A 22,114-nucleotide genomic window follows, 5' to 3' on the forward strand; every position below is an offset into this window, starting at 1 on the left:
TCCTGTCAGGGGATCGACGTCGCCACGAGGGGCACGGCGCCGCCCCGGACCGTCAGGCCCCCCGAGGGTGGAACGAGCACCGTGATCTGCGACGGGCGGCCCACGTCGGCGCCCTGATGGACCGTCAGCGTTGCCGGCGGCGCGACTTCGCCGAGGTGCCGCAGGTAGGCGCCCAGCGAGGCCGCCGCTGATCCCGTCGCGGGATCCTCGCGGACGCCTCCCGGGGGGAACGGATTGCGGGCGTCGAAGAGGAGCGTGTCCCGCCGATGCACGACGGCGACGGTCGCCTTCCAGCCCTGGGCTGCCATGAGCTTCCTCAGCCCGGTGAAGTCGTAGTCGAGCCCGCGCAGGACGCCCGCGCTCCGCACGGGGACGACCGGATGGACGTTGCCCGCGTAGGCGAGCAGGACGGGCAGGCTCTGGTCGAGGTCCGTCCCACCGAGCCCCAGGCGGAGCAGCAACTCCGCGCGCACACCACCGTCGATTTCCTCGACGCGCGGCTCGACCGTCACGAGCGACGCCACGAGACGTCCGTCCACCAGCTCCGTGACGAGGTCGATCGGCCCCACCGGCGTGTCCAGCAGGAGTCGCCCCATGCCCTCACGCTCCGCGAGGGCCACGCCCGCGGCGATCGTCGCATGGCCGCAGAAGGGTACTTCCGCCTCCGGGGCGAAATAGCGGAGCTGTGCTCGACCGGCGGATCGCCGCAGGACGAACGCGCTCTCCGCGTACCCGATGTCCGCGGCGATGGCCTACATCTCCGCCGGATCGAGATGGTCGGCGTCGAGCACGATCCCGGCCGGGTTACCGCCGTCGGGCGTGTCCGTGAAGGCGGCGTAGCGGCGGATCTCCTTGCGCACAGACTAGCGGGCACACCGCGTGGTCCGCCGGGCCTGCGCGGGTCGCCCGCTGTCGTCGACGTCGATGACTCGATGAAGGGGCAGAGCGGAGGACTCCTCACCGGTGAGATGCAGAAGCACGTCATCCGATGTCAGCGGTGCGATGTCTTCCCCGACGGTGAAGGCCAGCGGTATGCAGTCCGAGCACCATCGATATCGTCGGTCACGAGCACCTAAATCCCATCGGCGATGTCAGGTCAACCCCTTCGCCTGGCTATCCCTCCTCCGGAAGGACGCCACACCGTCGGATATCTTTCCCCGCAATGAGCAGGATCGATATCTGCGCTGTCGAGGAAGGTCTCCGCCGTGACCGCACCGATTCCGGCAGCCGTATGGAGAGACCACGTGCAGCCGATTTCCACTTCTGTCAGACCTGGCATAAGAGCTCGAATTCCTCTGCGCCGGCGACGTCCACGGCCGGAGGGGGTGCACCTCCGCTGCAGCCCGCGCAGAACAGCGCCACTGCAAGGACGGACGACGTCGACAGAGTTGTGGCATGTGCCGCTCGGTTCTCCCGGAACGCGCCGACGGAGGAAAAGCACAGCGGTGTCGTGTGCGGTGATGTGGATGATCAGAAGCAGGCTTAGTCATTTCCGGGATAGAGTCAGGAGAAGGGGAACACATTCATCGATAACGAGTAATTCAGGAGCAGAACAATGGCACAGCGCGTCCAGGTGGAATTGGTCGACGACCTCGATGGTGCGGAAGCACAGGAAACCGTGCGATTCGGCGTCGACGGCACCGACTACGAGATCGATCTCACGGCAGAGAATGCGGAAAAACTGCGCTCGGTCCTGTCCCTCTACGTCGACAAGGGGCGGAAGTCCACGGCGGGCCGGCGCGGGCAGAGTGGACAGGGTCGCCAGGCGACGACGACGTCGACCACCAAGTCCAAGCGCGAGGAGACGCAGCAGATCCGCCAGTGGGCCAAGGACAACGGGCACAACCCCAGTTCGAGGGGACGCATCACCCAGTCCATCATCGACGCGTACAACGAAGCTCAGTAGACGCCGGGTCGCACCCGACCAGGGGCGAAGAGGACCGTGGCCGGACGGGATGATCTGACGGCGGAGTCCGACGGGCGAGTGCCGAACGGAGCACCCGAGGTCTCGCCGATCACCGAGAGTGCCGGGCACTTCGGACTCGATCCCACGCTACGTCCCGGTCGGCGCGTGTCCGTTCGCCGTCGTGACCGCTCCTGTCGGGTCGCTGCTGCCGGGCGATGAGCCTGCTTGGTCGGCGTCCTGTCGCTCAGCCGTCCAGGCTGCTCAGGTCACCCGCGGTCGTGTTGGTGCGCCGATTGACGAGCCAGGTGACGAGCCACAGCACCACCCCGATCGCCATGAGGCCGCCCGCGATCTGGTACTGGACGACGTCGCGCCCCACCCAGGGACCGGCCAGGAAGGCGCAGAGGAGCGCGGCCACGATCGGCAGCGGTCCGGGCGAGGTGAAGAAGACCTTGCGATTGACATCGCGCTTCCGCCGCAGCACCACGCAGGCGATGTTCACGACGGTGAAGACGCACAGCAGGAGGAAGGCCGTGGTGCCGGAGAGGTTGGCGACGATGTTGCTGTCCGGGTCGCTGGTCACGTACAGGATCAGCCCGAGGGCCAGGACGGTCGAGAACGCGATCCCGGCCCAGGGTGTGCAGCGCACCGGGAGCACCTTGCCGAGCGGGCGGGGAAGCACGCCCTGACGAGCCATACCGTAGATCAGCCGGCTGGCCATGAGCATGTTGATGAGTGCGGTGTTCGCGACCGCGAAGACGGCGAGGAACGGGAAGATCCTGTCGATCGGGAAGTCCGGCGAACCGGCGCGGACCACCTCCAGCAACGCCGCGCCCTCGGCCTCACGGATCCCGGCGAGTTCGGTGGGGCTGAGCACCGTGACCACCGAGATGGCCACCAGCATGTAGAAGATGACGGCGATCCCCAGGCCGGTGAGCATGGTGCGCGGGAAGATGCGCTCCGGGTTCTGGGTCTCCTCCACCATGTTCACGGAGTCCTCGAACCCCACCATGGCGAAGAAGGCGATCGACGTCGCCGCGGTCACGGCGAGGAACAGTCCCTTGTCCTGCGCGTCGGTGAACACGAAGATCTCGCCGACGTTGCCCTTCCCCTGAGCCATCGCCAGGAAACCGACACCGATCACGATGCACAGCGCGGTCATCTCCACGAGCGTCAGCACCACGTTGAACTTGACGCTCTCGCCGACCCCGCGGAGGTTGATCACGGCCAGCAGCAGCATGAAGGCGAGGGCGACGATGGTGATGACGCCCTGCCCCGGCATCTCCAGCCACCCGTTCACCTCGAGGCCGCCGAAGAAGTTCTGGGCGAGGACATTGGCCGATGTCGCAGCGCTCGTGATCCCGGAGCAGACGACGGCGAATGCCACGAGGAACGTGACGAAGTGGATGCCGAACGCCTTGTGGGTGTAGAGCGCCGCCCCGGCCGCCTGGGGGTACTGCGTCACGAGTTCCAGGTAGGAGAAGGCGGTCATGGTCGCGACGATGAAGGCCAGCAGGAACGGGAGCCACACGATTCCGCCGACGGTACCGGCCATGGTCCCGGTCACGGCGTAGACCCCCGCCCCGAGGATGTCGCCGACAATGAAGAGCAGGAGCAGCTTCGGTCCGAGGACCCGCTTCAGTTCCGGCTCGCCGGTCGTGGTCGGAGCGTCGGACACGTGCTCGGCAGAAGTACTCATGGTCGGCCTCCCCTAGGTTTTCCACCTCACTGTGGCCCTGTTCAGTCTGCTTAGCAAGCACTCGCCCGCAGAAATGCCGCTCGTGACGCGGGGCGGGGACCAGCAGCCGGCCTGGGCCGGTCCGGGGGTCCAGGCCCGCGGCATCGTTCACGGCTTTCCGGGGGCAGGGTGCGTGTCGCGCCGGGACACGCCGGTGATGAGGGACGATCGCGCGAAAAGACGTGCACGACGGCGCGGGAGCCCGGTGTGAAGGACGCGGCAGGAGCCGCCCCCACGAACGGGAACGGCTCCTGCCGCGTGGGCTCGGGCGGGGTCAGAGGGTCGCTTCGAGCCACTCCTGGACCACGGGAATCTCGACCCGCTGGTAGCCGCCGAGGTAGCGGCAGTTCGAGGTGTACCCGTAACTCGTGACCGCCACGAGGTAGCCATCGAGGAAGACGGGCCCCCCGGAGTCACCGAAACAGGTCCCTCCTCCCCCGCGGTTGTCATTCGGGTTGCCCTGCAGCTGCAGGATCTGCGGCGTCAGCTTCTGTCCCGGAGAGGTGGTGCTGCGCCGGATCAGAGGGTAGGACATGGGCTGCGGCTTCTGCGGACCCGTCGCCGGCTTGCGCACCTCGGTCCCGTATCCCACGACCTCGAAGAGGGTCCTGTTGAGCACGGGCGACGCGAACCGGTCGAGGTACCGGAGCGGGGCGACGACGGCCGGCTCGATGCCGACCACGGGCTCATCGAGGACGATGACGCCGACGTCGTTCCAGTTGTCCGTATCCGTGAAGTCCGAGTACTCGGGGTGGGTCAGGGCCGTGCCGGAGAAGAACCCTGCCGCCGTGATCTCCTCGTCGGTGTATCCGGCGGAGGGGTCTGCGGCCACGGGCAACGGCAGCGGGGGCGTCTCGGCGACGACCGTGTCGAACGTGACCAGGGTGCTGCCGACGGCGGGTTCCGTGCAGTGCGCGGCCGTGAGGAGGACCGTCGGCTCGATCAGGGTGGCCGAGCAGCGGTACCGCGAACCGTCCTCGTCGTACGCGAGGATCAGTGCCACAGCGGGGTGCGCCTCGCCGTCGGGCTGACCCCCGGTGATGGCTGCGGCGGGCTGGATGCCGACTGCGGCGAGCGCCACCGCCGACGTGGCGAGGAGCGCGGACATTCGAAGGAGACGTCTCATCATTGCGACCTTTCCGAAGCGGGTGGTGCGAGAACCGTACAGCCGCTCCCGTAGCTGCGGCCACTGATTCCGAACGGCTTCTCGGATCGGTGCGACGGGCGTCCAACCGACGACGGATCGGCCTTGGTCCGGCCCGCCCTCGGTGGCGCTCCGGCGGCAGCGCAGGAAGGATGCGACGGCGGCAGCGCAGGAGCGGTGCGAAGGAACGGCGCGTCGGCGGCATCGCAGGTGCGCAGGATGGGTGCGCAGGATGAGTGCGCAGGATCGGTGCGCAGGATCGGTCCAGGGATGATCTAGCGGTCCTCCCCGCCGCGACGCCAGACCCGTACCTGGCCGATCGCCTGGAATCCCGCAGCCATGGCGCGGTCGAGATCGGTGCCGTGCTCGTAACCGACCACCGGCACGCCGGGGTCCATCGCCTGCGCGACGGCAGGCAGGTCACCCCAGACGGCGCCGCGCGCCTCGGGCGTGGTGAAGACATTCGACAGCCCGACGACGGACGCGCTCCTGAAGAGGATCGCCCCGCCCACCACGGTCGCCCCGTCGCGGGCGAGGAGGATCCGCACCGCGGTCTCGCCGAGGAGTCCCGGACGGAGCAGGCCCGGCAGTTCGGCGGCGTCCTCCCAGGCGGCCGCGCCGGGACGGTCGTCGACCCGGGTCCACGCCAGCGCTGTGCCGGCGGCGTCGTCCGGCACCCGGCGGATCCACGACGCGGTGAAGACCGGCTCGAAGCCGGCAGCACGGAGATCGAGCGAAGCCCAGCCGTCCTTCACGGCGCAGGCGGGGCGATCACCCAGACCATCCACGAGTGCCGAGGACGTCTGCCCCGGACGCAGCGTCATGGCGTCGGGATAGAAGCGCGGCGGCGTCGTCCCGGTCCGCCAGATGCCGTTCCCCACCGTGACCGGGACGCCGTGGGCGCGGCACACGGCAGAGCACCAGTCCGCGTTGTTGCCCACGGCCGCCACCAGACCACTCACAGGCCGACCCTAGCGTCGCGTCCGATGCTGCGCGAGAGCGGGCCGCCGCACCGATGACCTCAGGACGGCGCAGGGATGGAGCGGGGCGGGTACCGAACCGCGTCGACGCGGACCACCGCCCGGCCGACCGGACCGCACCGTGCGTTGACAGCCCGTGTGACGACGCTTACTCTGGGAACGTTCACAGATCCTCGATGGAGAGTCCTGCCGCCCAGTTGTGGGAGCGTTCACAGAATGCGCCGGCGCCTCCCCGACGACGGGATCGGCACCGCAGCATCGAGGAGCAGGCTTGGCACGCACAACCACCGTCGCAGCACTGTCCGGGACCGGGCAGCTCGTGTACGGATGCGATTACAACCCCGAGCAGTGGGACCGGTCCGTCTGGGACGAGGACGTCCGCCTCATGAAGGAAGCCGGCGTCAACCTCGTCGCCGTCAACATCTTCGGGTGGGCAGAGATCGAACCCGAGCAGGGCATCTTCCGCTTCGACGACCTCGACGCCGTCATGGACCTCCTCGCCGCGAACGGGATCGGCGTGAATCTCGGCACCGGGACGTCATCGACCCCGGCCTGGCTGACCACGGCACACCCGGAGATCCTGCCGCGGACGGCCGACGGCACCGCCCGCTGGCCGGGCGGCCGGCAGGCCTTCTGCCCCAGCTCGCCCATCTACCGCGAGCGTGCCCTCGCCCTCGTCGAGCAGGTGTCCACCCGCTACGGCCACCACCCCGCCCTGCGCCTGTGGCACGTCTCCAACGAACTCGGCTGCCACAACTCGCTGTGCTACTGCGACGTCTCCGCGGACTCGTTCCGCGGGTGGCTCCGCACGCGCTACGGCACCCTGGACGCGCTCAACGCCGCCTGGGGCACCGCCTTCTGGAGCCAGCGCTACTCCGCGTGGGAGCAGATCCTCCCACCGAGGCTCACGCTGTCCGCGACCAACCCCACCCAGACGCTCGACTTCAACCGCTTCAGCTCGGACGAACTCCTCGCGCACTACCGCGCGGAGGAGGCCGTCCTCCGGCGCACCAGCGATGCGCCCGTCACCACCAACTTCATGGTCGCCGCGCACATCCGGAACCAGGACTACTGGTCCTGGGCGCCGCACATGGACGTCATCGCGAACGACCACTACGTGGACCACCGCCTCGAGGCCCCCCTCGCGGAGCTCGCCTTCACCGCGGACGCCACCCGGGGGCTCGCCCAGGGCCGTCCCTGGCTGCTGATGGAGCATTCCACCGGAGCCGTGAACTGGCAGCCCCGCAACATCGCCAAGGGGCCCGGCGAGATGCTCCGCACCTCCCTCACACACCTCGCCCGCGGTGCCGATGGCCTGTGCTTCTTCCAGTGGCGCGCGTCGCTGCAGGGCAGCGAGAAGTTCCACTCGGCGATGGTCCCGCACGCCGGTACCGACTCGCAGACCTGGCGCGACGTCGTCGACCTGGGGTCCTCGCTCGGCAGGCTGGGTGAGCTCGCCGGCACCACGGTGCACGCCGACGTGGCCCTCGTCTTCAGCTGGGAGGCCTGGTGGGCGCACGACCAGGAATCGCACCCCTCCGGGGACGTCCGGTACATCGAGCAGGTCCACGCGGCCTACCGGGCGCTGTGGGACGCGGGACTGACCGTCGACGTCGTCGCTCCCGGAGCGGACCTCTCGGGCTACAAACTCGCGGTGGTCCCCCATCTCTACCTGATCCGCGACGAGGACGCCGACAGGATCAGCGCCTTCGTCCGCGCCGGCGGTTCGGCGTTCGTCACCTTCTTCAGCGGGATCGTCGACGAGAACGAACGCGTGCGTCCGGGGGGCTACCCGGGCGCATTCCGGGACCTGCTCGGCATCCGGTCCGAGGAGTTCTTCCCGCTCCACCCGGCACATCCGCTGACGCTGGACAACGGGTCACCGGCGTCGCTCTGGTCCGAGTCGCTCCACCTCACGACGGCCGAGGCCGTCCTCCGCTACGCGACCGGCCACCACGCAGGCGCTCCGGCCGTGACCCGCAATCGCGCCGGGGCCGGCGAGGCCTGGTACGCCGCGACCGTGCTCGACGGCGGGGTCCTGAAGGACCTGCTGCTGCGGGCGGCCGTGGCCGCCGGCGTCCACCTCCCGGAGGCACAGTCCGGGCTGGAGTGCGTGACCCGGCGCGGCAACGGCCACGACTACGTCTTCCTCATCAACCATTCCACCGAGGACCGCAAGCACCGGGTCCGCGGGATGGAACTGCTGACCGCCGAGGCCGTGGCCGACGTCGTCGTGGTTCCCGCGGGCGCGGTCCGCGTCGTCCGCACCGATACCCCGGAATCAGCACTCCCCCACACCGACGGCTCGCCCCAGGGCCGAAAGGATGCAGGCCATGACCGTCATTAGCACCCCGGCCGACGCGCCCAAGGCGCCACCGGCCACGCGGAAGAACCGCTCGTCCGGAGCGCAGCGCCGTGCGGTGGCCTTGTTCATCGCCCCGTTCGCGCTGCTGTTCCTCGCCTTCTACGCCGTCCCGATCATCTACGCGATCGTGCAGTCACTGCTCACGGTCGAGCGCGACGGCACCTTCGGACCGCCGCGCCAGGTCTTCGGCGGCCTCGTGCAGTACGAGCAGGTCTTCCAGAACACGGCGTTCTGGGAATCCGTGGGCCGCGTCCTCCTGTTCGGCGTGGTGCAGGTGCCGATCATGCTGGGGCTCGCCCTGCTGTTCGCCCTGCTCCTCGATTCCCCGCTGCTGAAGGGCAAGAAGTTCTTCCGCCTCGCGTTCTTCGCCCCGTACGCCGTCCCGGGCGTCATCGCGGCGATCATGTGGGGCTTCCTCTACTCGCCGTCACTCTCGCCCTTCGGCGCCGTGACCTCCAACGTCGACTTCCTGGGCGGGAACCTGGTGCTCTGGGCCATCGCGAACATCGTGACGTGGGTCTACGTCGGCTACAACATGCTGATCATCTACTCCTCGCTCCTCGCGATCCCCACCGAGATCTACGAGGCGGCACGGCTCGACGGCGCCAGCAACCTCCAGATCGCCTGGCGGATCAAGATCCCCCTCGTGATCCCCGCGATCATCCTCACCGCGGTGTTCTCGATCATCGGCACCCTGCAGCTGCTCGCGGAACCGCAGACCCTGCGCAGCTTCAGCTCGGCGATCAACAGCACGTTCACCCCGAACCTCGCGGTCTACACCACGGCGTCGGTGCCGAACTACAATCTCGCCGCGGCGTTCTCCGTGGTCCTCGCCCTCGCCACGTTCATCCTCTCCTTCGTCTTCCTGAAGTCCACCCAGCGGAAGGTCACCCAGTGACGGCAGCCCCAGCCACCACCCCCAGGAGCCGCCGCGGCGGGAGCACGACGGCGCCCGGTGCCGACACGCATGCTCGCGGGCCGCGCCAGAGCATCATGTCCCGCAGCGCAGCGATGCTCATCATGGGAGTCTTCACCCTCTATTTCCTGACGCCGATCTGGTGGCTCCTCACGACGTCCACGAAGACCGGCGGCGAGATCACCTCCACGGCTCCGCTGTGGTTCACGGCGAACTCCTTCGGGACGTTCTTCGGGAACCTCGGCCGCCTGTTCTCCTACGGGGACGGCCTCTTCGGCCGCTGGCTGCTGAACTCCGCCCTGTACGCCGGAGTCGGTGCCCTGATCGGCACGGTCATCGCGGCGATGTGCGGGTACGCCCTGGCGAAGTACGAGTTCAGGGGCCGGGAGGCGATCTTCAACATCGTCCTCAGCGGTGTCCTGGTCCCGGCGACGGCGCTCGCCCTGCCGCTGTTCCTGATCTTCAGCCAGGTCGAGCTCACCAACACCATGTGGGCCGTCTTCCTGCCGAGCCTCGTGAGCCCGTTCGGCGTGTACCTCGCACGCATCTACGCCGCGGCGAGCGTTCCCGGCGAACTGCTCGAGGCGGCCCGCCTCGACGGCTCGGGCGAGATCCGCACGTTCTTCACGGTCTCCACGCGCCTGATGGCACCGGCCCTCGTGACGATCTTCCTCTTCCAGTTCGTGGCCATCTGGAACAACTTCTTCCTGCCCCTGATCATGCTCCGCGACCAGGCGCTCTTCCCGGTGACCCTCGGCCTCTACGCCTGGAACAGCCAGATCAGCCAGATCCCCGAACTGCGTTCCCTCGTGATCGTCGGAGCGCTCGTGTCGATCGTCCCGCTGATCATCGCCTTCCTCGCGCTCCAGCGGTTCTGGAGCAGCGGCCTGGGCGCCGGCGGCGTCAAGTAGCACCACCGATCTTCCCGACCAGCACCACAGGTGTCGGGGCGTCCGCCCCCGCACCGCACTGCTCAATCAACCGATAGGAAAGACAATGCGCGCGCATTACGGAAAAGTCACCGCGGCCTTTGCCATGATTTCTGCGCTGGCTCTCTCCGGCTGTTCAGCCGGCGGAGACAGCTCCGGAGCCGAGGCAGGGGCCGAGGCAGCCCCCTGCGAGGCCTCCGACGGTCCCGTGACCCTCGAGTTCACCACCTGGGTGCCGGGTATGGACCAGGTCGTCGAGCTCTGGAACGAGGCGAACCCGGACATCCAGGTCACTGTCCAGACCGGGCCCAACGGCAACTCGGGTACGTACCAGAACTTCTTCAACCAGATCCAGGCCGGCAACGCCCCGGACCTCGGCCAGATCGAGTACGACGCACTGCCGAACTTCCGCGTCCAGGACGGCCTGGAGAACATTGCCGGCTGCGAGGGTGTCGCCGACGCCCAGGACCAGTTCGTGGACTGGACGTGGGGCCAGGTGACCTTCGGCGAGGAGGGCTCGGTCTACGCGGTCCCCCAGGACAGCGGTCCCATGGCCATGTACTACCGCGCCGACCTCTTCGAGGAGGCCGGCATCGAGGTGCCCACCACGTGGGAGGAGTACGCCGCGGCGGCCGAGGAGATCAAGGCCCAGGGTTCCTACATCACCAACTTCCCGAAGACCGACGTCAACTGGTTCGCCGGCATGGTGTGGCAGAACGGCGGCCAGTGGTTCGCGAACGACGGCGAGAACTGGGACGTCAACCTGACGAGCCCGGAGTCCGAGGAGGTCGCCACCTACTGGCAGGACCTGCTGTCCGAGGACCTCGTCTCCACCCTGCCCTCCTTCTCCGACGAGTGGAACGCGTCCTTCAACACCGGCCAGCAGTGGACCTGGGTCTCCGCGGTCTGGGGCGCGACCACCCTGTCCGACGGCGCGCCCGACACCGCCGGCAAGTGGGCCGTGGCCCCGATGCCGCAGTGGGAGGACGGCGGCGAGACCGCAGGCAACTGGGGCGGTTCCTCCACCGCAGTGCTGAAGGGCTCGGAGCACCCGGCTGAAGCCGCGAAGTTCGCGCTCTGGCTGAACACCGATCCCGAAGCCCTCGCCCTCGCCAACGAACTCGGCGGCCTCTACCCGGCCGCGAAGTCGGCCACCGAGCTCGAAGCCTTCGCCGGCGGTGTCGACTACTACGGCGGACAGAAGATCTACGACGTCTTCGCCGAAGCCTCCTCGAACGTGAACCCGGACTTCACCTGGGGACCGACCATGACGCAGACCTACACCGACGTCTCCGACGGGTTCGGTGCCGCCATCGGTGGTTCGGGCACGCTGATGGACGCCCTCGAGACCGGCCAGCAGAAGACGATCGACTCGCTGAAGGCGCAGTCGATCCCCGTCTCGGAGTAACTCCGCGCCGAGCACCAGATCATGGAGCGCCGCGTCCCGTAAGGGACGCGGCGCTTCCTGCATCCGCCTGGAATAGGGTTGACGGATGACCACGCCACGGGCCGAGGACCGCATCCGAGCAGAGCTGCAGTCCGCCCGTTCGGCGGACACGCCGGATGCCGAGTGGAGGTCCTTCGAGGCCCGCTTCGACACGGAGTTCCCGCGCGTGCAGTCCCTGTTCCACCGGATCTACGGGCCGGACGCGGACGCGGAGCTGGTGCAGGTGGTGCTGGACGCCGCCCGCTCCTGGCAGGAGCGCCCGGCGGACCTCAAGGACATCGACGCGTCGCGGGCCATGGCACCCGAGTGGTTCAGGTCGAACAGGATGCTCGGGGGCGTCTGCTACGTGGACCTGTACGCCGGCGATCTCGCCGGTGTACGCGAGCGCATCCCCTACTTCCGCGAACTCGGGCTCACCTACCTGCACCTGATGCCGCTCTTCCTCGCGCCCGAGGCGAACTCCGACGGCGGCTACGCCGTGTCCAGCTACCGGGACGTCGATCCCCGGCTCGGGACCATGGACGACCTCGCGGACCTCGCCCGGGAGCTCCGCGAGGAGGGGATCGCCCTCGTGGTCGACTTCATCTTCAACCACACCTCCAACGAGCACGACTGGGCGCGCAGGGCCGTTGCCGGCGACCCCGACTACGCCGACTTCTACTGGATCTACCCGGACCGCGAGCTGCCCGACGCCTACGAGCGGACGGTACGCGAGATCTTCCCCGACGACCACTCCGGCTCCTTCGTGCAGCTCGAGGACGGACGCTGGATCTGGGCCACCTTCTACTCCTTCCAGTGGGACCTGAACTACCGCAATCCGAAGGTCTTCCGGGCCATGGCCGGCGAGATGCTCCACCTCGCGAACCAGGGCGTCGACATCATCCGGATGGACGCCGTCGCCTTCATCTGGAAGCAACTCGGCACCACCTGCGAGAGCCTGCCCGAGGCACACCTCCTCCTCCAGGCCTTCAACGCCGTGTGCCGCCTCGCGGCGCCGTCGCTCCTGTTCAAGTCGGAGGCGATCGTGCACCCCGACGAGGTGGTGCAGTACGTCGACCCGGGCGAGTGCCAGCTGAGCTACAACCCCCTGCAGATGGCCCTGATCTGGAACTCGCTCGCCACGCGGGACGCCTCCCTCCTCGCCCAGGCGCTGGAACGCCGGCACGACCTCCCCGACGGGACCGCGTGGGTCAACTACGTCCGCAGCCATGACGACATCGGGTGGACCTTCTCCGACGAGGACGCCGCGGAACTCGGGATCGACGGCCACGACCACCGCCGGTTCCTCAACGCCTTCTACGTGGACCGCTTCCCGGACAGCTTCGCGCGCGGTGTCCCGTTCCAGGACAATCCGCGCACCGGCGACTGCCGTATCTCGGGCACCACGGCCTCCCTCGCGGGACTGGAGGCCGGCGACGGCGCCGCCGTGGCCCGCATCCTCCTGGCCCACTCCATCATCCTCAGCACGGGCGGCATCCCGCTGCTCTACCTCGGGGACGAGGTGGGCCAGCTGAACGACTACTCCTACGTGGACGATCCCGCGAAGGCCGGGGACAGCCGCTGGGTGGGACGGCCCGCCTACCCCGCCGAGCGCTACGCCGCGAGGACGGACCCCGCCACCGGGGCAGGCGCCCTCTTCAGCGGCCTGTCGGGACTCATCGGCATACGGAAGCGCACGCCCGAGTTCGCCGGCGGGCGGCTCCTGCCCTTCCACACGCACAACCCGCACGTCCTGGGGTACCAGCGACCCGGGCTGCTCGACGGCGAGCACTCCACCGTCGTCGTGTTCGCCAATGTCGCCGACACCCATCAGGTGATCGCGTCCACCACGCTGTCCGGGCTGCCCCGGACGGCCGTCGACCTCATCGGGGGCGGGGTGATCCGCCTCGACACCGCGCTGACCCTCGAACCGTACGCCGTGCGGTGGCTGCGGGTCTGACGACGGCGACGGCCGCGTGCGTCAGGCCTCCCGGCGCGAGAACTCCCCCGCCGCACGGACCTGCTCCGGCGTGGGTCTGATCCCCGTGTACAGCACGAACTGCTCCTCCGCCTGCAGGGCCACCACCTCGGCCCCGGTGATGACGGGCTTCCCGGCCGCCCTCGCGGCGAGGACCAGGGGCGTCTCCGACGGGGAGGCGACGACGTCGAACACCACCCGCGCGGCGTCGACCGCGGCCTGCGGGAAGGCGAGGGCATCCGCGTCCGCGCCCGCCATGCCCAGGGGGGTCACGTTGAGCAGGAGATCGGCCACCGCATCGCCGACCTCGGCACGCCAGTCGAAGCCGTACAGGCCGGCGAGCGCCCGCCCGGTCCGCTCGTTGCGGGCGACGACGGTGACCCGCTCGAACCCGGAGTCCCGCAGGGCGGCGACGACAGCCTTCGCCATGCCGCCCGAACCCCGGACCAGCACGGAGGATGCCGACGGGACAGCGTGCTCGCGGAGCAGCCGTTCGACGGCCAGGTAGTCCGTGTTGTAGGCGGTCAGGACGCCGTCGTCGTTCACGATGGTGTTCACGGAGTCGATCGCGGTGGCCGACGGGTCCATCCGGTCGACGAGCGGGATCACGTCCTCCTTGAAGGGCATGGACACGGCACATCCCCGGATGCCCAGGCCGCGCAGCCCCGCGACGGCGGCCGGGAGGTCGGTGGTGGTGAACGCCTTGTAGATGTAGTTCAGCCCCAGCTCCTCGTAGAGGTAGTTGTGGAAGCGCGTGCCGATGTTGCTCGGCCGGGCTGCCAGGGAGATGCAGAGGGTCATGTCTTTGTTCAGGATGGGCACCCGGCCATTCTCCCTGCCGTGCGGCGTCCGGCCTAGTAGGCGCCCAGGCGCACCATGCCGTCGTGCACGTGACGGGCCAGGACGCTCCACACGGCGGCGGACTGGAACGGTTCGAGCTCCACGCCTCCTGTCCCGTTCACGAAGACGAGGTGCTGACCCGCCGTGCCTGCCGAGAGCCACGTGCTCGCCGGCGCCTCCGAGCCGGCGTCCTGCAGCGACCAGGCGAGCCACGGCTCCCGCCACAAGCGGACCAGGCCCGGATCGCGGCCCGGCGGACTGGTGACCGGGCCGTTCTCGAGCCGGCGGGCGAAGGCCTCCGCGGTCAGGGCGAGATGCTCGCCGGTGTAGCTCCAGGCGGGTCCCACGCCCAGCCAGGAGACGATCAGGGCGGGCAGGCTCGCGGCGTTCACGGCCTGCACCCGGCTCCGGCCGAGCGCCGGGGTCGCAGGGTCCCCTGCCGGCGCCGGTCCGGACACCAGGAAGGCACCGGCCGGGCCGACCCACGCCGTGAGGGAGGTCGCGAGATCGGCGCGGGAGGCGCCGACCGTGAAGGAGAAGGTCCGCTCCCTCAGCGGGGCGAGCAGCTGCCGTCCCGCCGTCGTCGGCACACCCGTCGCGTCGAGCAGACCGGCTGCGACGAGTTCGGCACGCAGCGGACCCTCCTCGGCCGGATGGACGGCGCCCACGCGGTCCTCGGCACGGCTCATCAGCAGGCCGAGGGCCTCGTCACCGACGAGGTGGCCGCCGGCGACGAACGGCTGCACGGCGGCGATGCGGGAGAGATCCTCGAGGGGACGCCCCAGGTGCTCGGAGGCGGTCCGGTCGAGGGCCGGCTCGGGACCTGTCGCCGCCGGAGCCCCGGCCGGCGGCGTGGTGGGCGGCGTGGTGGGCGGCGTGGTCGGCCCTGCCTCGACGGTCGCCAGGGAGACCATCCGGTGAAGGAGGGGTTCCATCCCGAGCAGCTGTTCGGGCGCGAAACTGCAGGTGATCTCGAGGGACAGCCCGCCGATCACGCAGAGCCACCGCACGGCGCAGACGGCCTGGCCGGCCTCCTCGTACGTGATCTTCTGGCGGCGGGCGGGATGTCCGCCGAGGGTCGCTTCCTCGTGCCCGACCACATGGGCTCCCGGCAGGGACCGGAGGGAGGAGATGACGGCCCTCGTCGCGAGCAGGGCGAGTGATGCACCGCCGCTCTCACCGAGGCGCACGACGAGATTCGGCCGGAACGTCCCCTCGGGGACCTCGGGATGCGCGAGCACCAGTGCGGCGCCGCGCTCGGACAGCCGCTGCCAGGCGCCGAGCCGCGGGACGGAGACGGGGCCGGCCGTCTCCCAGGTCCACCCCTGATCGAGCTGCGTGGTCATGGCGCCTTCCGGTCCTGCGTCGGGTCCTGCATCGGGTCCTGCATCGGGGTGTCCGTCCGGGTCGGTGTCCGGTCCCGGGGTGCGCCGTCCTGCTGCCCGCCCTCCTGTCCGTCCGTCGGCCCGTACTTCCGGGAGAAGGCGTCCGTCCCGTTCCTGATGCGGTCGTCGGACTCCCTCATCCAGCGGGGCTGGAGGAAGCGTGGCATGAAGAAACAGCCGAGCAGGCCCAGAGCCAGGCAGGCGGTCAGGACGAGACCGACCAGCCCGGCTGCGGGCTGGGGCAGGTCGAGCAGGGCGTCATCGACGGCGATACCCACCAGGAAGACGCCGATCGGCAGCATCGCCAGGCTGGGCTTGCCCGGCAGGAACCCGTCCCCCACCACGAGGAAGGTCCAGGTCCGGCGGATCGTCGCGATGCTCGCGACGATCAGGAAGAGGCCCAGCGGGAGGGCGGTGAACAGGAGGATCGGGGACATCAGGGGCTCCGTGGGGCGAAGGGGCGGGCAGGATCACAGGGTCCTCGGCCGGGCGTCGGCGTCGAACGCTCGGCGGCGCGGCCAGCCTAGCCGAAGACCGAGTCCCATCCGTCCGAGATCGCTCCGCCGATGTCGGACACGACCTCCTTACCGGCGTCGTACGCCGCCTCCGCACCGTCCGCGACGGCGTCCTTGACACTCTCCCCGCCCAGCCAGTCCGGCAGTTCCTGGTCCGCCAGGTAGGAGATGCCCATGCCTACGCCGAAGCCGATCACCGTACCCACCGGACCGCCGATCATGGTCCCGACAGCGGCGCCCGTCATGCCCGCACCGACGTCGAACGCGGTCTTCGCCCCACCGCGCACCACGCCGAGCTCGGTGGCCCGGGCGTTCCGGTCCGCCTCGCTCATCTCCGGGTGCTCGACGAGCAGACGGTCGTAGGCCTTGCCGCGCTCGTCCGCGATGGTCAGTCCCGCCATCCCCACCGCGAGCACGCCGCCGCCGATCCTGATGCCCTTCAGCCCGTTCGGCAGCTCGCCGAAGGTGGGCCTCGGCGCCGCCGGATCGGGGATGCGCCAGTTGGAGGGGTTCGCGTCCACGCGCGCCCGGTAGGCCGCTGAGCTGTCGTAGAGCCGTTGGTTCACCGACGGACGCCAATCCACCGCGGGCACGAACCCGTTGCGCGTGTAGGCCTCGGACACCGTGCGGCCGTAGTCGGGGTGGTCCGGGCTGCTGATGTGGACGTCGCGGCCGTCGATGGTCAGGTACCGGCTCCCCGCGATCTCCGCCGGCGTGAGCGGCAGGTTCGGATCGAGGGGTGTGAACCTGAAGTCCTGCCACGGCATGGGGACCTGGCGGTAGGCCGTGATGTCGACGCGCTTGAACGTGTAGGTGCCCGAGTAGTTGGTTCCGCCCGCGACGACCAGTCCCACCTCGGGCCCGCTCAGGGTGCTCACCGTGTCGTCGGTGGTGCCGTCGATGCCGTTGAGTGCCGCGACGCACGCGAGGACCGCGTCGTCGTAGTCCTGCGCCAGCGCAGTGATGTCGTGCTGCAGCAGGCCCTGCTGCAGCTGGTCGACGTCCGAATCCGGATCGGCGGGATCGACGCGTGGCGGGTCCGCCTCGAAGGCGGCCACCTCGCCGAGCAGGGCTGAACGCCGGGCCTCGAGCTGCCGGACGGTGTCCGCGAAGGCCGTCAGCGCCGTCTTCGCCTGCGCGGCGGCGAGTTCGAGGACGTCCCCGTGGGGTGTGATGCTGCTGAACACCGCGAGGACGTCGACCTGCTCGGGTGCGCTGTAGGAGGCGGACAGTCCCGACCAGCTGGTGGCCAGGCCGTCGACGGCGGTGCTGACCGCGGTCCCCGCTGTGGCGATCTCCGCGGCTGCGGCGTCGAGGTCGGCGGTCAGCGCCCAGTCGTCCAGGCCGCTCGTGTCGAAGCCCACCGTCACTCCTTCGCGTCGTCGATGTCGAGGGAGGGCATCTCCGTCACGCGGGCGCGGGCGGTGTCCGCCATGGCGGCGTCCCCCTCCACATAGGCGTTGATCGCAGCACCCACACCGTTCACGGCGTTCTCCACCCTGGTCGTCGCGGCCTCGCACTGGAGGACCAGCACGTTGTTCCATAGGGCGATGAGGGCTCCGCCGATCTGCTGGCTGCGGGAGGCCGTCATCGCCGCATCGATCGCCGAGCTGAGGTCGGCGCGCGCGGTGTCGATCTCCACACTCTCGGCCGTCACGCCGGCCAGCACGCCCCGGCATGCGGCCACGTCGATGTCGTACCCCGGTATCGCCATATCCATTCCCCCATGCGTTCAGCTCCGGACGGCGGCCTGAGCGCCGCGTCCCTCCTGCACTCTAGGTGCTGATGCGGGTTCCGGGCGATGGGGAGAACTCCCCATCCTGTCCCACCGTCGACCCGGGGACGCATCGCTGCACCCGGCTCCGTCACTACACTGGGGACAGTCCTCCCTGCGACGGCGCATCGACGAGGCGTCCGCACCCCTTCCCGTACCGTTCCAGGAGCGTCTCCTTGAAGATCGATTTCGCCCAGTCAGCGCAGTCCACCCTCGGCGTCGAGTGGGAGCTCGCCCTCGTGGACCGGTACAACGGCGAACTCGTCTCAGTGGCCGACCAGGTGCTCCGCGGGGTCAGCGCGAACCACCCCGAGCTCCAGGAGGACGAGGAGCACCCGCACATCAAGCAGGAGCTGCTGCTCAACACCGTCGAGCTGGTCACGGGGATCTGCAGCACCGTGGCGGAGGCGAAGGAGGACCTCTCCCGTTCCCTCGCCGCCGTGCGGGAAGTGACCGACCCCATGGGCATCGAACTGTTCTGCGCCGGATCCCACCCCTTCAGCGCGCCCCGATCCCAGCCCGTCACGGACAAGGAGCGCTATGCCAAGCTGATCGACCGCACCCAGTGGTGGGGCCAGCAGATGGTCATCTACGGCGTGCACGTCCATGTGGGCCTCGACGCGCGGGACAAGGCCCTGCCGGTGGTCGACGGACTGACCAACTACTTCCCCCACTTCCAGGCGCTCTCGGCATCGTCCCCGTTCTGGGGCGGCGAGGACACGGGCTACGCGTCGCAGCGGGCCCTCATGTTCCAGCAGCTGCCCACCGCGGGACTCCCCTTCCACTTCGACGACTGGTCGGGCTACGAGTCCTACGTGCAGGACATGTCCACCACGGGCGTCATCGACTCCGTCAGCGAGATCCGGTGGGACATCCGCCCCGTGGGCAACCTCGGGACGGTGGAGATGCGCGTGTGCGACGGCCTCTCGACCCTGCAGGACGTCGGGGCCGTCGCTGCCCTCACCCAGTGCCTGGTCCACGAGTTCTCGCGGGCGCTCGACGCCGGCGGCACCATCCCCACCATGCAGCCATGGCACATCCAGGAGAACAAGTGGCGGGCTGCCCGCTACGGCCTGGACGCGATCATCATCCTCGACGCCGACGGCAACGAGCAGCTCGTCACGGAGCACCTCGTCGAGGTCCTGAACCGGCTCGAGCCCATCGCCGCCGAGCTCGGCTGCAGCAGCGAACTCGCCGACGTCGAGGACATCATGCGGCGCGGCGCCGGCTACCAGCGTCAACGGCGGATCGCCGAGGAGAACGACGGCGACCTCCGCGCCGTCGTGCTCGACATGGTGGAGCAGTTGCGCGCCTAGTGTCCGCGCGGCCGGTCCTGCAGGAGCTGCCGGCCGGTCGCCCGCCTGCCGTGGCCTGCCGTGGCCTGCCGGTGGCCCTATCGTCCGCCGGTGAAGCGGTCGTCGGTCGTCGGGTTGTCCGCCGGGGCATCCTCGAGGCCGAGATTGCCGGCGGCCGTCTGCGGGGAGGGGTCGCCGTCGGGCACGGCCTGGTTCGCGATGAGGTCGACCTCGTCGGCCGCCGTCAGGGGCCCGTCCTGGATCTGGCCGACGTCCGTCGGATCGATCCCCTCGGTGCTGCCCAGGTCCTTCAGATGGTGGTTCCCGCTCGGCTGTTCCATCCACCGAGCCTAGGCCGGAGCACCGTCCGGCCGCAGGGCGGACGGCCGCCCACGAGGTCGTTGCGCCCACCGGCACTCTGTGGGACGTGCCGGCATCGACCGGTGGGGTGATGCGCCTAGGTGACGGGTGGAGTTGCCACGAGCAGGGCCACGACCCCGGCGAGGACTCCCTCCGCCCCCGGACCGGAGCACGTCACCAGGACGGTCTCTCCCGCTCCGAGGCCGAGCCCGAGGACATCCAGCAGCCGGGCAGCGTCGGCGGCGTTCTGCGGCTCGGCGGATCGGTGGAGGCGCACATCGCAGCCCGATCCCTCCACGAGGTCCGCCATCCGTCGGGCGAGGGCGGCATGAAGACCATGGGGATCGCCGATGACCACCTCGTCCACCATGTCCTGCCTCCTGCCCGATCCGCTCGCGTGGCCCGCGATGGGCTGCACGCGTCCGTCCTGCGGGCCCAACGAGAAATCTACCCGCCTCCGCTGCAGGGATCGACCGGAAATCCGGCGCGGACCCGGCTCTCCCGTCCGGTCAGTCGCCGGTGCGGACGACGGCGTACCCGAAGGGCTGCAGGCTCACGCCGTCCACCGCTCCGCCGCCCAGGACGTCCTCGCCGCGGAGGCCGACCTCCGCGGTCCGGTTCCCGTGGTTGATCACGGTCAGCAGCGAGCCGCGCCGGATGGCTTCGACCGTCGGTGGCAGGTCCGGCAGTACGGGTTCCACCCCGGCACCGGCGAACACCTGCTGCAGCACCTGGCGCGCGCCGCCGGCGTCGGGGACGGTCGCGAGATAGTAGGCGCGGCCGTCCCCCCGGGCCGCGACGGTGAAGGCAGGACGGCCCTCCTCACGCCCGCCGTCGAACCGTGCCAGGACGTCGGCATCCACCGCGTGTGCCTCCTCCGCCAGGAGGGAGCCCTCGAAGGCGATGGCCTCGCCCCGCACCCGCGCATGCTGCTGGCCGGGACCCGCGGATCCCGGGGGCACCAGCGCGCCGAAGTCGTCGACGACGATCCCCAGCAGGTCCCGCAGCTGGGTGCCGAAGCCGCCGGGGCGGAACCTGTCGTGCTCGTCGACGACATCGGAGAACGCCGTGACCAGCAGATGCCCACCCGCGTGGACGAAGCCCTGCAGGTTGGCGGCGGCCTGCGCGGTGAGGAGATAGAGGTGTGGCGCGAGGACGACGTCGTACGGCGCGAGGTCCGCCGTCGGCGGCAGGAGGTCGACCTGCACGTGGAGGCGGTGGGCGGCGTCGTACCAGCCGCGCAGCAGCGACAGGTAGTCCAGCGGTACGGGGTGGTCCGGGTTCTCGATCGCCCACCAGTTCTCCCAGTCGATCAGGAGCGCGACGAGCGCCGAGCCGTCGCCGGCCGGCAGATCGGGCAGGCTCGCGAGGGTGCGGCCGAGGGCCGTCACCTCGCCCCACGTGCGCGTCCGCGTCCCGGCGTGCGGCAGCATGCCGGAGTGGAACTTCTCGGATCCGGCCCTCGACTGCCGCCACTGGAAGAACAGGATGCCGTCCGCCCCGCGTGCGACCGCTTGCATGCTCTGCGCGGCGAGCTGGCCCGGTGCCTTCGGGGCATTGGTGGGCCGCCAGTTCACGGCGTTCGAGGCCTGTTCCATGAGCAGCCACGGCGTCCCCGGCTTGAGCGAGCGCATGAGGTCGCCGTGGAACGCCCCCTCGCGGAAACTCTCAGGGTCGTTCGGGTCCGGGTAGAGATCGTCACTGATGACGTCGAGTTCCGCCGCCCACTGCGCGTAGTTCACGGGCTTGAACGCGCCCATGAAGTTGGTGGTGACGGGCTGCGTGGCCCCGGCCGCCCGGATGATGTCCCGTTCCATCCGGTAGCACTCCAGGAGCATGTCCGAGGTGAAGCGGCGGTAGTCGAGCAGCTGGCCCGGGTTGTGGCTGTACGGCGCGTGCCGCGGCGGGAAGATCTCCGCGAAGGTGCCGTAGCGCTGTGACCAGAACATCGTGCCCCAGGCCTCGTTCACGGCGTCGATCGAGCCGTAGCGCTGCTGGAGCCAACCGCGGAACGCGTCACGCGCGGCGTCGGAGTAGTCCGTGTTCAGGTGGCAGCCGTACTCGTTGTTCACGTGCCAGAGGACCACGGCGGGGTGTCCCGCGTAGCGTTCGGCGATCCTCGTCACGAGAGCCGCAGCGAGCCTGCGGTAGGCGGGCGACGACGGCGCATAGTGCTGCCGGCTGCCGTGCCAGTAGGGTGTCCCGTTCTCGTCGGCCGCGAGCATCTCCGGGTAGGCGACGGTCGCCCAGGGCGGCGGTGAGGCCGTGGCCGTGGCGAGGTCCACGGCGATGCCGCCCTCGTGCAGCAGGCCGATGACGCGGTCCAGCCACGCGAAGTCGAACTCGTGCTCGGAGGGCTGGATGCGCGCCCAGGAGAAGATGCCGAGGCTCACCAGCGTGACGCCGGCCTCGCGCATCCGGGCGACGTCCTCGGGCCACACCTCCTCGGGCCATTGCTCGGGGTTGTAATCGGCGCCGTAGTGCACGTGGTCTCCTGTGATCTGCCGGTGCTGCGGATGATGCGGGTGGACGGGATCAGATCCGGGTCGGATCGGAACGCGGT

19 protein-coding genes are annotated in these 22,114 nt (G+C 69.7%); 7 read left to right on the plus strand and 12 right to left on the minus strand.

Annotation, left to right across the window (positions count from 1 at the left end; translation table 11 throughout):
* Window positions 1-5: 5 nt before the first annotated feature.
* Complete coding sequence (locus NVV32_RS12210; protein ID WP_422392041.1) at window positions 6-749, minus strand: PhzF family phenazine biosynthesis protein; 744 nt, start codon at window positions 747-749, stop codon at window positions 6-8.
* 806 nt (window positions 750-1,555) lie between these two features.
* Here NVV32_RS12210 and NVV32_RS12215 point away from each other — a divergent pair.
* Window positions 1,556-1,906, plus strand: coding sequence for a histone-like nucleoid-structuring protein Lsr2 (locus NVV32_RS12215; protein ID WP_055768377.1), 351 nt, complete (start codon window positions 1,556-1,558; stop codon window positions 1,904-1,906).
* Window positions 1,907-2,150: 244 nt separating this feature from the next.
* Here NVV32_RS12215 and NVV32_RS12220 read toward each other — a convergent pair whose 3' ends face one another.
* The 3 genes from NVV32_RS12220 to NVV32_RS12230 all read right to left on the minus strand — a co-directional run bounded on the left by NVV32_RS12220 (window position 2,151) and on the right by NVV32_RS12230 (window position 5,750).
* Entirely contained in the window at window positions 2,151-3,605 is a 1,455-nt protein-coding gene (locus NVV32_RS12220) for an APC family permease (RefSeq protein ID WP_055768374.1), read from the minus strand.
* A 313-nt stretch (window positions 3,606-3,918) separates the two neighbouring features.
* The gene (locus NVV32_RS12225; RefSeq protein ID WP_422390333.1) at window positions 3,919-4,752 is read right to left on the minus strand and encodes a S1 family peptidase; all 834 of its coding nucleotides are present in this window, start codon (window positions 4,750-4,752) and stop codon (window positions 3,919-3,921) included.
* Window positions 4,753-5,063: 311 nt separating this feature from the next.
* A complete protein-coding gene (locus NVV32_RS12230; RefSeq protein WP_422390334.1) occupies window positions 5,064-5,750 on the minus strand; it encodes a hypothetical protein in 687 nt (228 codons plus the stop codon).
* A 289-nt stretch (window positions 5,751-6,039) separates the two neighbouring features.
* Here NVV32_RS12230 and NVV32_RS12235 point away from each other — a divergent pair, with 289 nt between their 5' ends.
* From NVV32_RS12235 to NVV32_RS12255, 5 genes are all read left to right on the plus strand, one after another.
* Entirely contained in the window at window positions 6,040-8,115 is a 2,076-nt protein-coding gene (locus tag NVV32_RS12235; protein WP_422390335.1) for a beta-galactosidase, read from the plus strand.
* A complete protein-coding gene (locus NVV32_RS12240) occupies window positions 8,093-9,031 on the plus strand; it encodes a carbohydrate ABC transporter permease (RefSeq protein ID WP_055768363.1) in 939 nt (312 codons plus the stop codon). The genes NVV32_RS12235 and NVV32_RS12240 overlap by 23 nt, the downstream gene beginning before the upstream one ends.
* A 95-nt stretch (window positions 9,032-9,126) precedes the next feature.
* Window positions 9,127-9,960 (plus strand): carbohydrate ABC transporter permease, encoded by an 834-nt coding sequence (locus NVV32_RS12245; protein WP_055769295.1) that lies wholly within the window; start codon window positions 9,127-9,129, stop codon window positions 9,958-9,960.
* Between the two features lie 85 nt (window positions 9,961-10,045).
* The gene (locus NVV32_RS12250; RefSeq protein ID WP_055768359.1) at window positions 10,046-11,386 is read left to right on the plus strand and encodes an ABC transporter substrate-binding protein; all 1,341 of its coding nucleotides are present in this window, start codon (window positions 10,046-10,048) and stop codon (window positions 11,384-11,386) included.
* An 85-nt stretch (window positions 11,387-11,471) separates the two neighbouring features.
* Window positions 11,472-13,364 carry an amylosucrase gene (locus tag NVV32_RS12255; protein WP_422390336.1) on the plus strand — a complete coding sequence of 631 codons (1,893 nt, stop codon included), beginning with the start codon at window positions 11,472-11,474 and terminating at the stop codon, window positions 13,362-13,364.
* A gap of 21 nt (window positions 13,365-13,385) precedes the next feature.
* Here NVV32_RS12255 and NVV32_RS12260 read toward each other — a convergent pair whose 3' ends face one another.
* The 5 genes from NVV32_RS12260 to NVV32_RS12280 form a co-directional block, all read right to left on the minus strand.
* Window positions 13,386-14,183, minus strand: a complete 798-nt coding sequence (locus tag NVV32_RS12260; RefSeq protein WP_422392042.1) for a shikimate 5-dehydrogenase — start codon at window positions 14,181-14,183, stop codon at window positions 13,386-13,388.
* 53 nt (window positions 14,184-14,236) lie between these two features.
* Window positions 14,237-15,568 carry a hypothetical protein gene (locus NVV32_RS12265; protein WP_422390337.1) on the minus strand — a complete coding sequence of 444 codons (1,332 nt, stop codon included), beginning with the start codon at window positions 15,566-15,568 and terminating at the stop codon, window positions 14,237-14,239.
* On the minus strand, window positions 15,565-16,044 hold the full coding sequence (locus NVV32_RS12270; protein ID WP_422390338.1) for a hypothetical protein: 480 nt from the start codon (window positions 16,042-16,044) through the stop codon (window positions 15,565-15,567). The genes NVV32_RS12265 and NVV32_RS12270 overlap by 4 nt, the downstream gene beginning before the upstream one ends.
* Before the next feature lie 86 nt (window positions 16,045-16,130).
* A complete protein-coding gene (locus NVV32_RS12275) occupies window positions 16,131-17,486 on the minus strand; it encodes a hypothetical protein (RefSeq protein WP_422390339.1) in 1,356 nt (451 codons plus the stop codon).
* A gap of 2 nt (window positions 17,487-17,488) precedes the next feature.
* On the minus strand, window positions 17,489-17,836 hold the full coding sequence (locus NVV32_RS12280; RefSeq protein ID WP_422390340.1) for a DUF6507 family protein: 348 nt from the start codon (window positions 17,834-17,836) through the stop codon (window positions 17,489-17,491).
* A gap of 236 nt (window positions 17,837-18,072) precedes the next feature.
* Here NVV32_RS12280 and NVV32_RS12285 point away from each other — a divergent pair, with 236 nt between their 5' ends.
* On the plus strand, window positions 18,073-19,212 hold the full coding sequence (locus tag NVV32_RS12285) for a glutamate--cysteine ligase (RefSeq protein WP_055768341.1): 1,140 nt from the start codon (window positions 18,073-18,075) through the stop codon (window positions 19,210-19,212).
* Window positions 19,213-19,289: 77 nt separating this feature from the next.
* On the opposite strand, the gene NVV32_RS12290 is transcribed toward NVV32_RS12285, so the two are convergent.
* The 3 genes from NVV32_RS12290 to NVV32_RS12300 form a co-directional block, all read right to left on the minus strand.
* Window positions 19,290-19,532 (minus strand): hypothetical protein, encoded by a 243-nt coding sequence (locus NVV32_RS12290; protein WP_422390341.1) that lies wholly within the window; start codon window positions 19,530-19,532, stop codon window positions 19,290-19,292.
* 116 nt (window positions 19,533-19,648) lie between these two features.
* Window positions 19,649-19,969, minus strand: a complete 321-nt coding sequence (locus tag NVV32_RS12295; RefSeq protein ID WP_422390342.1) for an HPr family phosphocarrier protein — start codon at window positions 19,967-19,969, stop codon at window positions 19,649-19,651.
* A gap of 91 nt (window positions 19,970-20,060) precedes the next feature.
* Window positions 20,061-22,037 carry a beta-galactosidase gene (locus NVV32_RS12300; protein WP_422390343.1) on the minus strand — a complete coding sequence of 659 codons (1,977 nt, stop codon included), beginning with the start codon at window positions 22,035-22,037 and terminating at the stop codon, window positions 20,061-20,063.
* Between the last annotated feature and the right edge of the window lie 77 nt (window positions 22,038-22,114).

It is taken from the genome of Arthrobacter sp. N1 (assembly GCF_048288285.1).
In the GTDB taxonomy this organism is placed as follows: Bacteria; Actinomycetota; Actinomycetes; order Actinomycetales; family Micrococcaceae; genus Arthrobacter_D.

Excerpts from the sequence above, each read along its gene's own strand:
- NVV32_RS12215 (WP_055768377.1), top strand. The coding sequence starts at position 1,556 with ATGGCACAGCGCGTCCAGGTGGAATTGGTCGACGACCTCGATGGTGCG.
- NVV32_RS12220 (WP_055768374.1), bottom strand. The coding sequence starts at position 3,605 with ATGAGTACTTCTGCCGAGCACGTGTCCGACGCTCCGACCACGACCGGC.
- NVV32_RS12225 (WP_422390333.1), bottom strand. The coding sequence starts at position 4,752 with ATGTCCGCGCTCCTCGCCACGTCGGCGGTGGCGCTCGCCGCAGTCGGC.
- NVV32_RS12240 (WP_055768363.1), top strand. The coding sequence starts at position 8,093 with ATGCAGGCCATGACCGTCATTAGCACCCCGGCCGACGCGCCCAAGGCG.
- NVV32_RS12245 (WP_055769295.1), top strand. The coding sequence starts at position 9,127 with ATGTCCCGCAGCGCAGCGATGCTCATCATGGGAGTCTTCACCCTCTAT.
- NVV32_RS12250 (WP_055768359.1), top strand. The coding sequence starts at position 10,046 with ATGCGCGCGCATTACGGAAAAGTCACCGCGGCCTTTGCCATGATTTCT.
- NVV32_RS12255 (WP_422390336.1), top strand. The coding sequence starts at position 11,472 with ATGACCACGCCACGGGCCGAGGACCGCATCCGAGCAGAGCTGCAGTCC.
- NVV32_RS12260 (WP_422392042.1), bottom strand. The coding sequence starts at position 14,183 with ATGACCCTCTGCATCTCCCTGGCAGCCCGGCCGAGCAACATCGGCACG.
- NVV32_RS12265 (WP_422390337.1), bottom strand. The coding sequence starts at position 15,568 with ATGACCACGCAGCTCGATCAGGGGTGGACCTGGGAGACGGCCGGCCCC.
- NVV32_RS12270 (WP_422390338.1), bottom strand. The coding sequence starts at position 16,044 with ATGTCCCCGATCCTCCTGTTCACCGCCCTCCCGCTGGGCCTCTTCCTG.
- NVV32_RS12280 (WP_422390340.1), bottom strand. The coding sequence starts at position 17,836 with ATGGCGATACCGGGGTACGACATCGACGTGGCCGCATGCCGGGGCGTG.
- NVV32_RS12290 (WP_422390341.1), bottom strand. The coding sequence starts at position 19,532 with ATGGAACAGCCGAGCGGGAACCACCATCTGAAGGACCTGGGCAGCACC.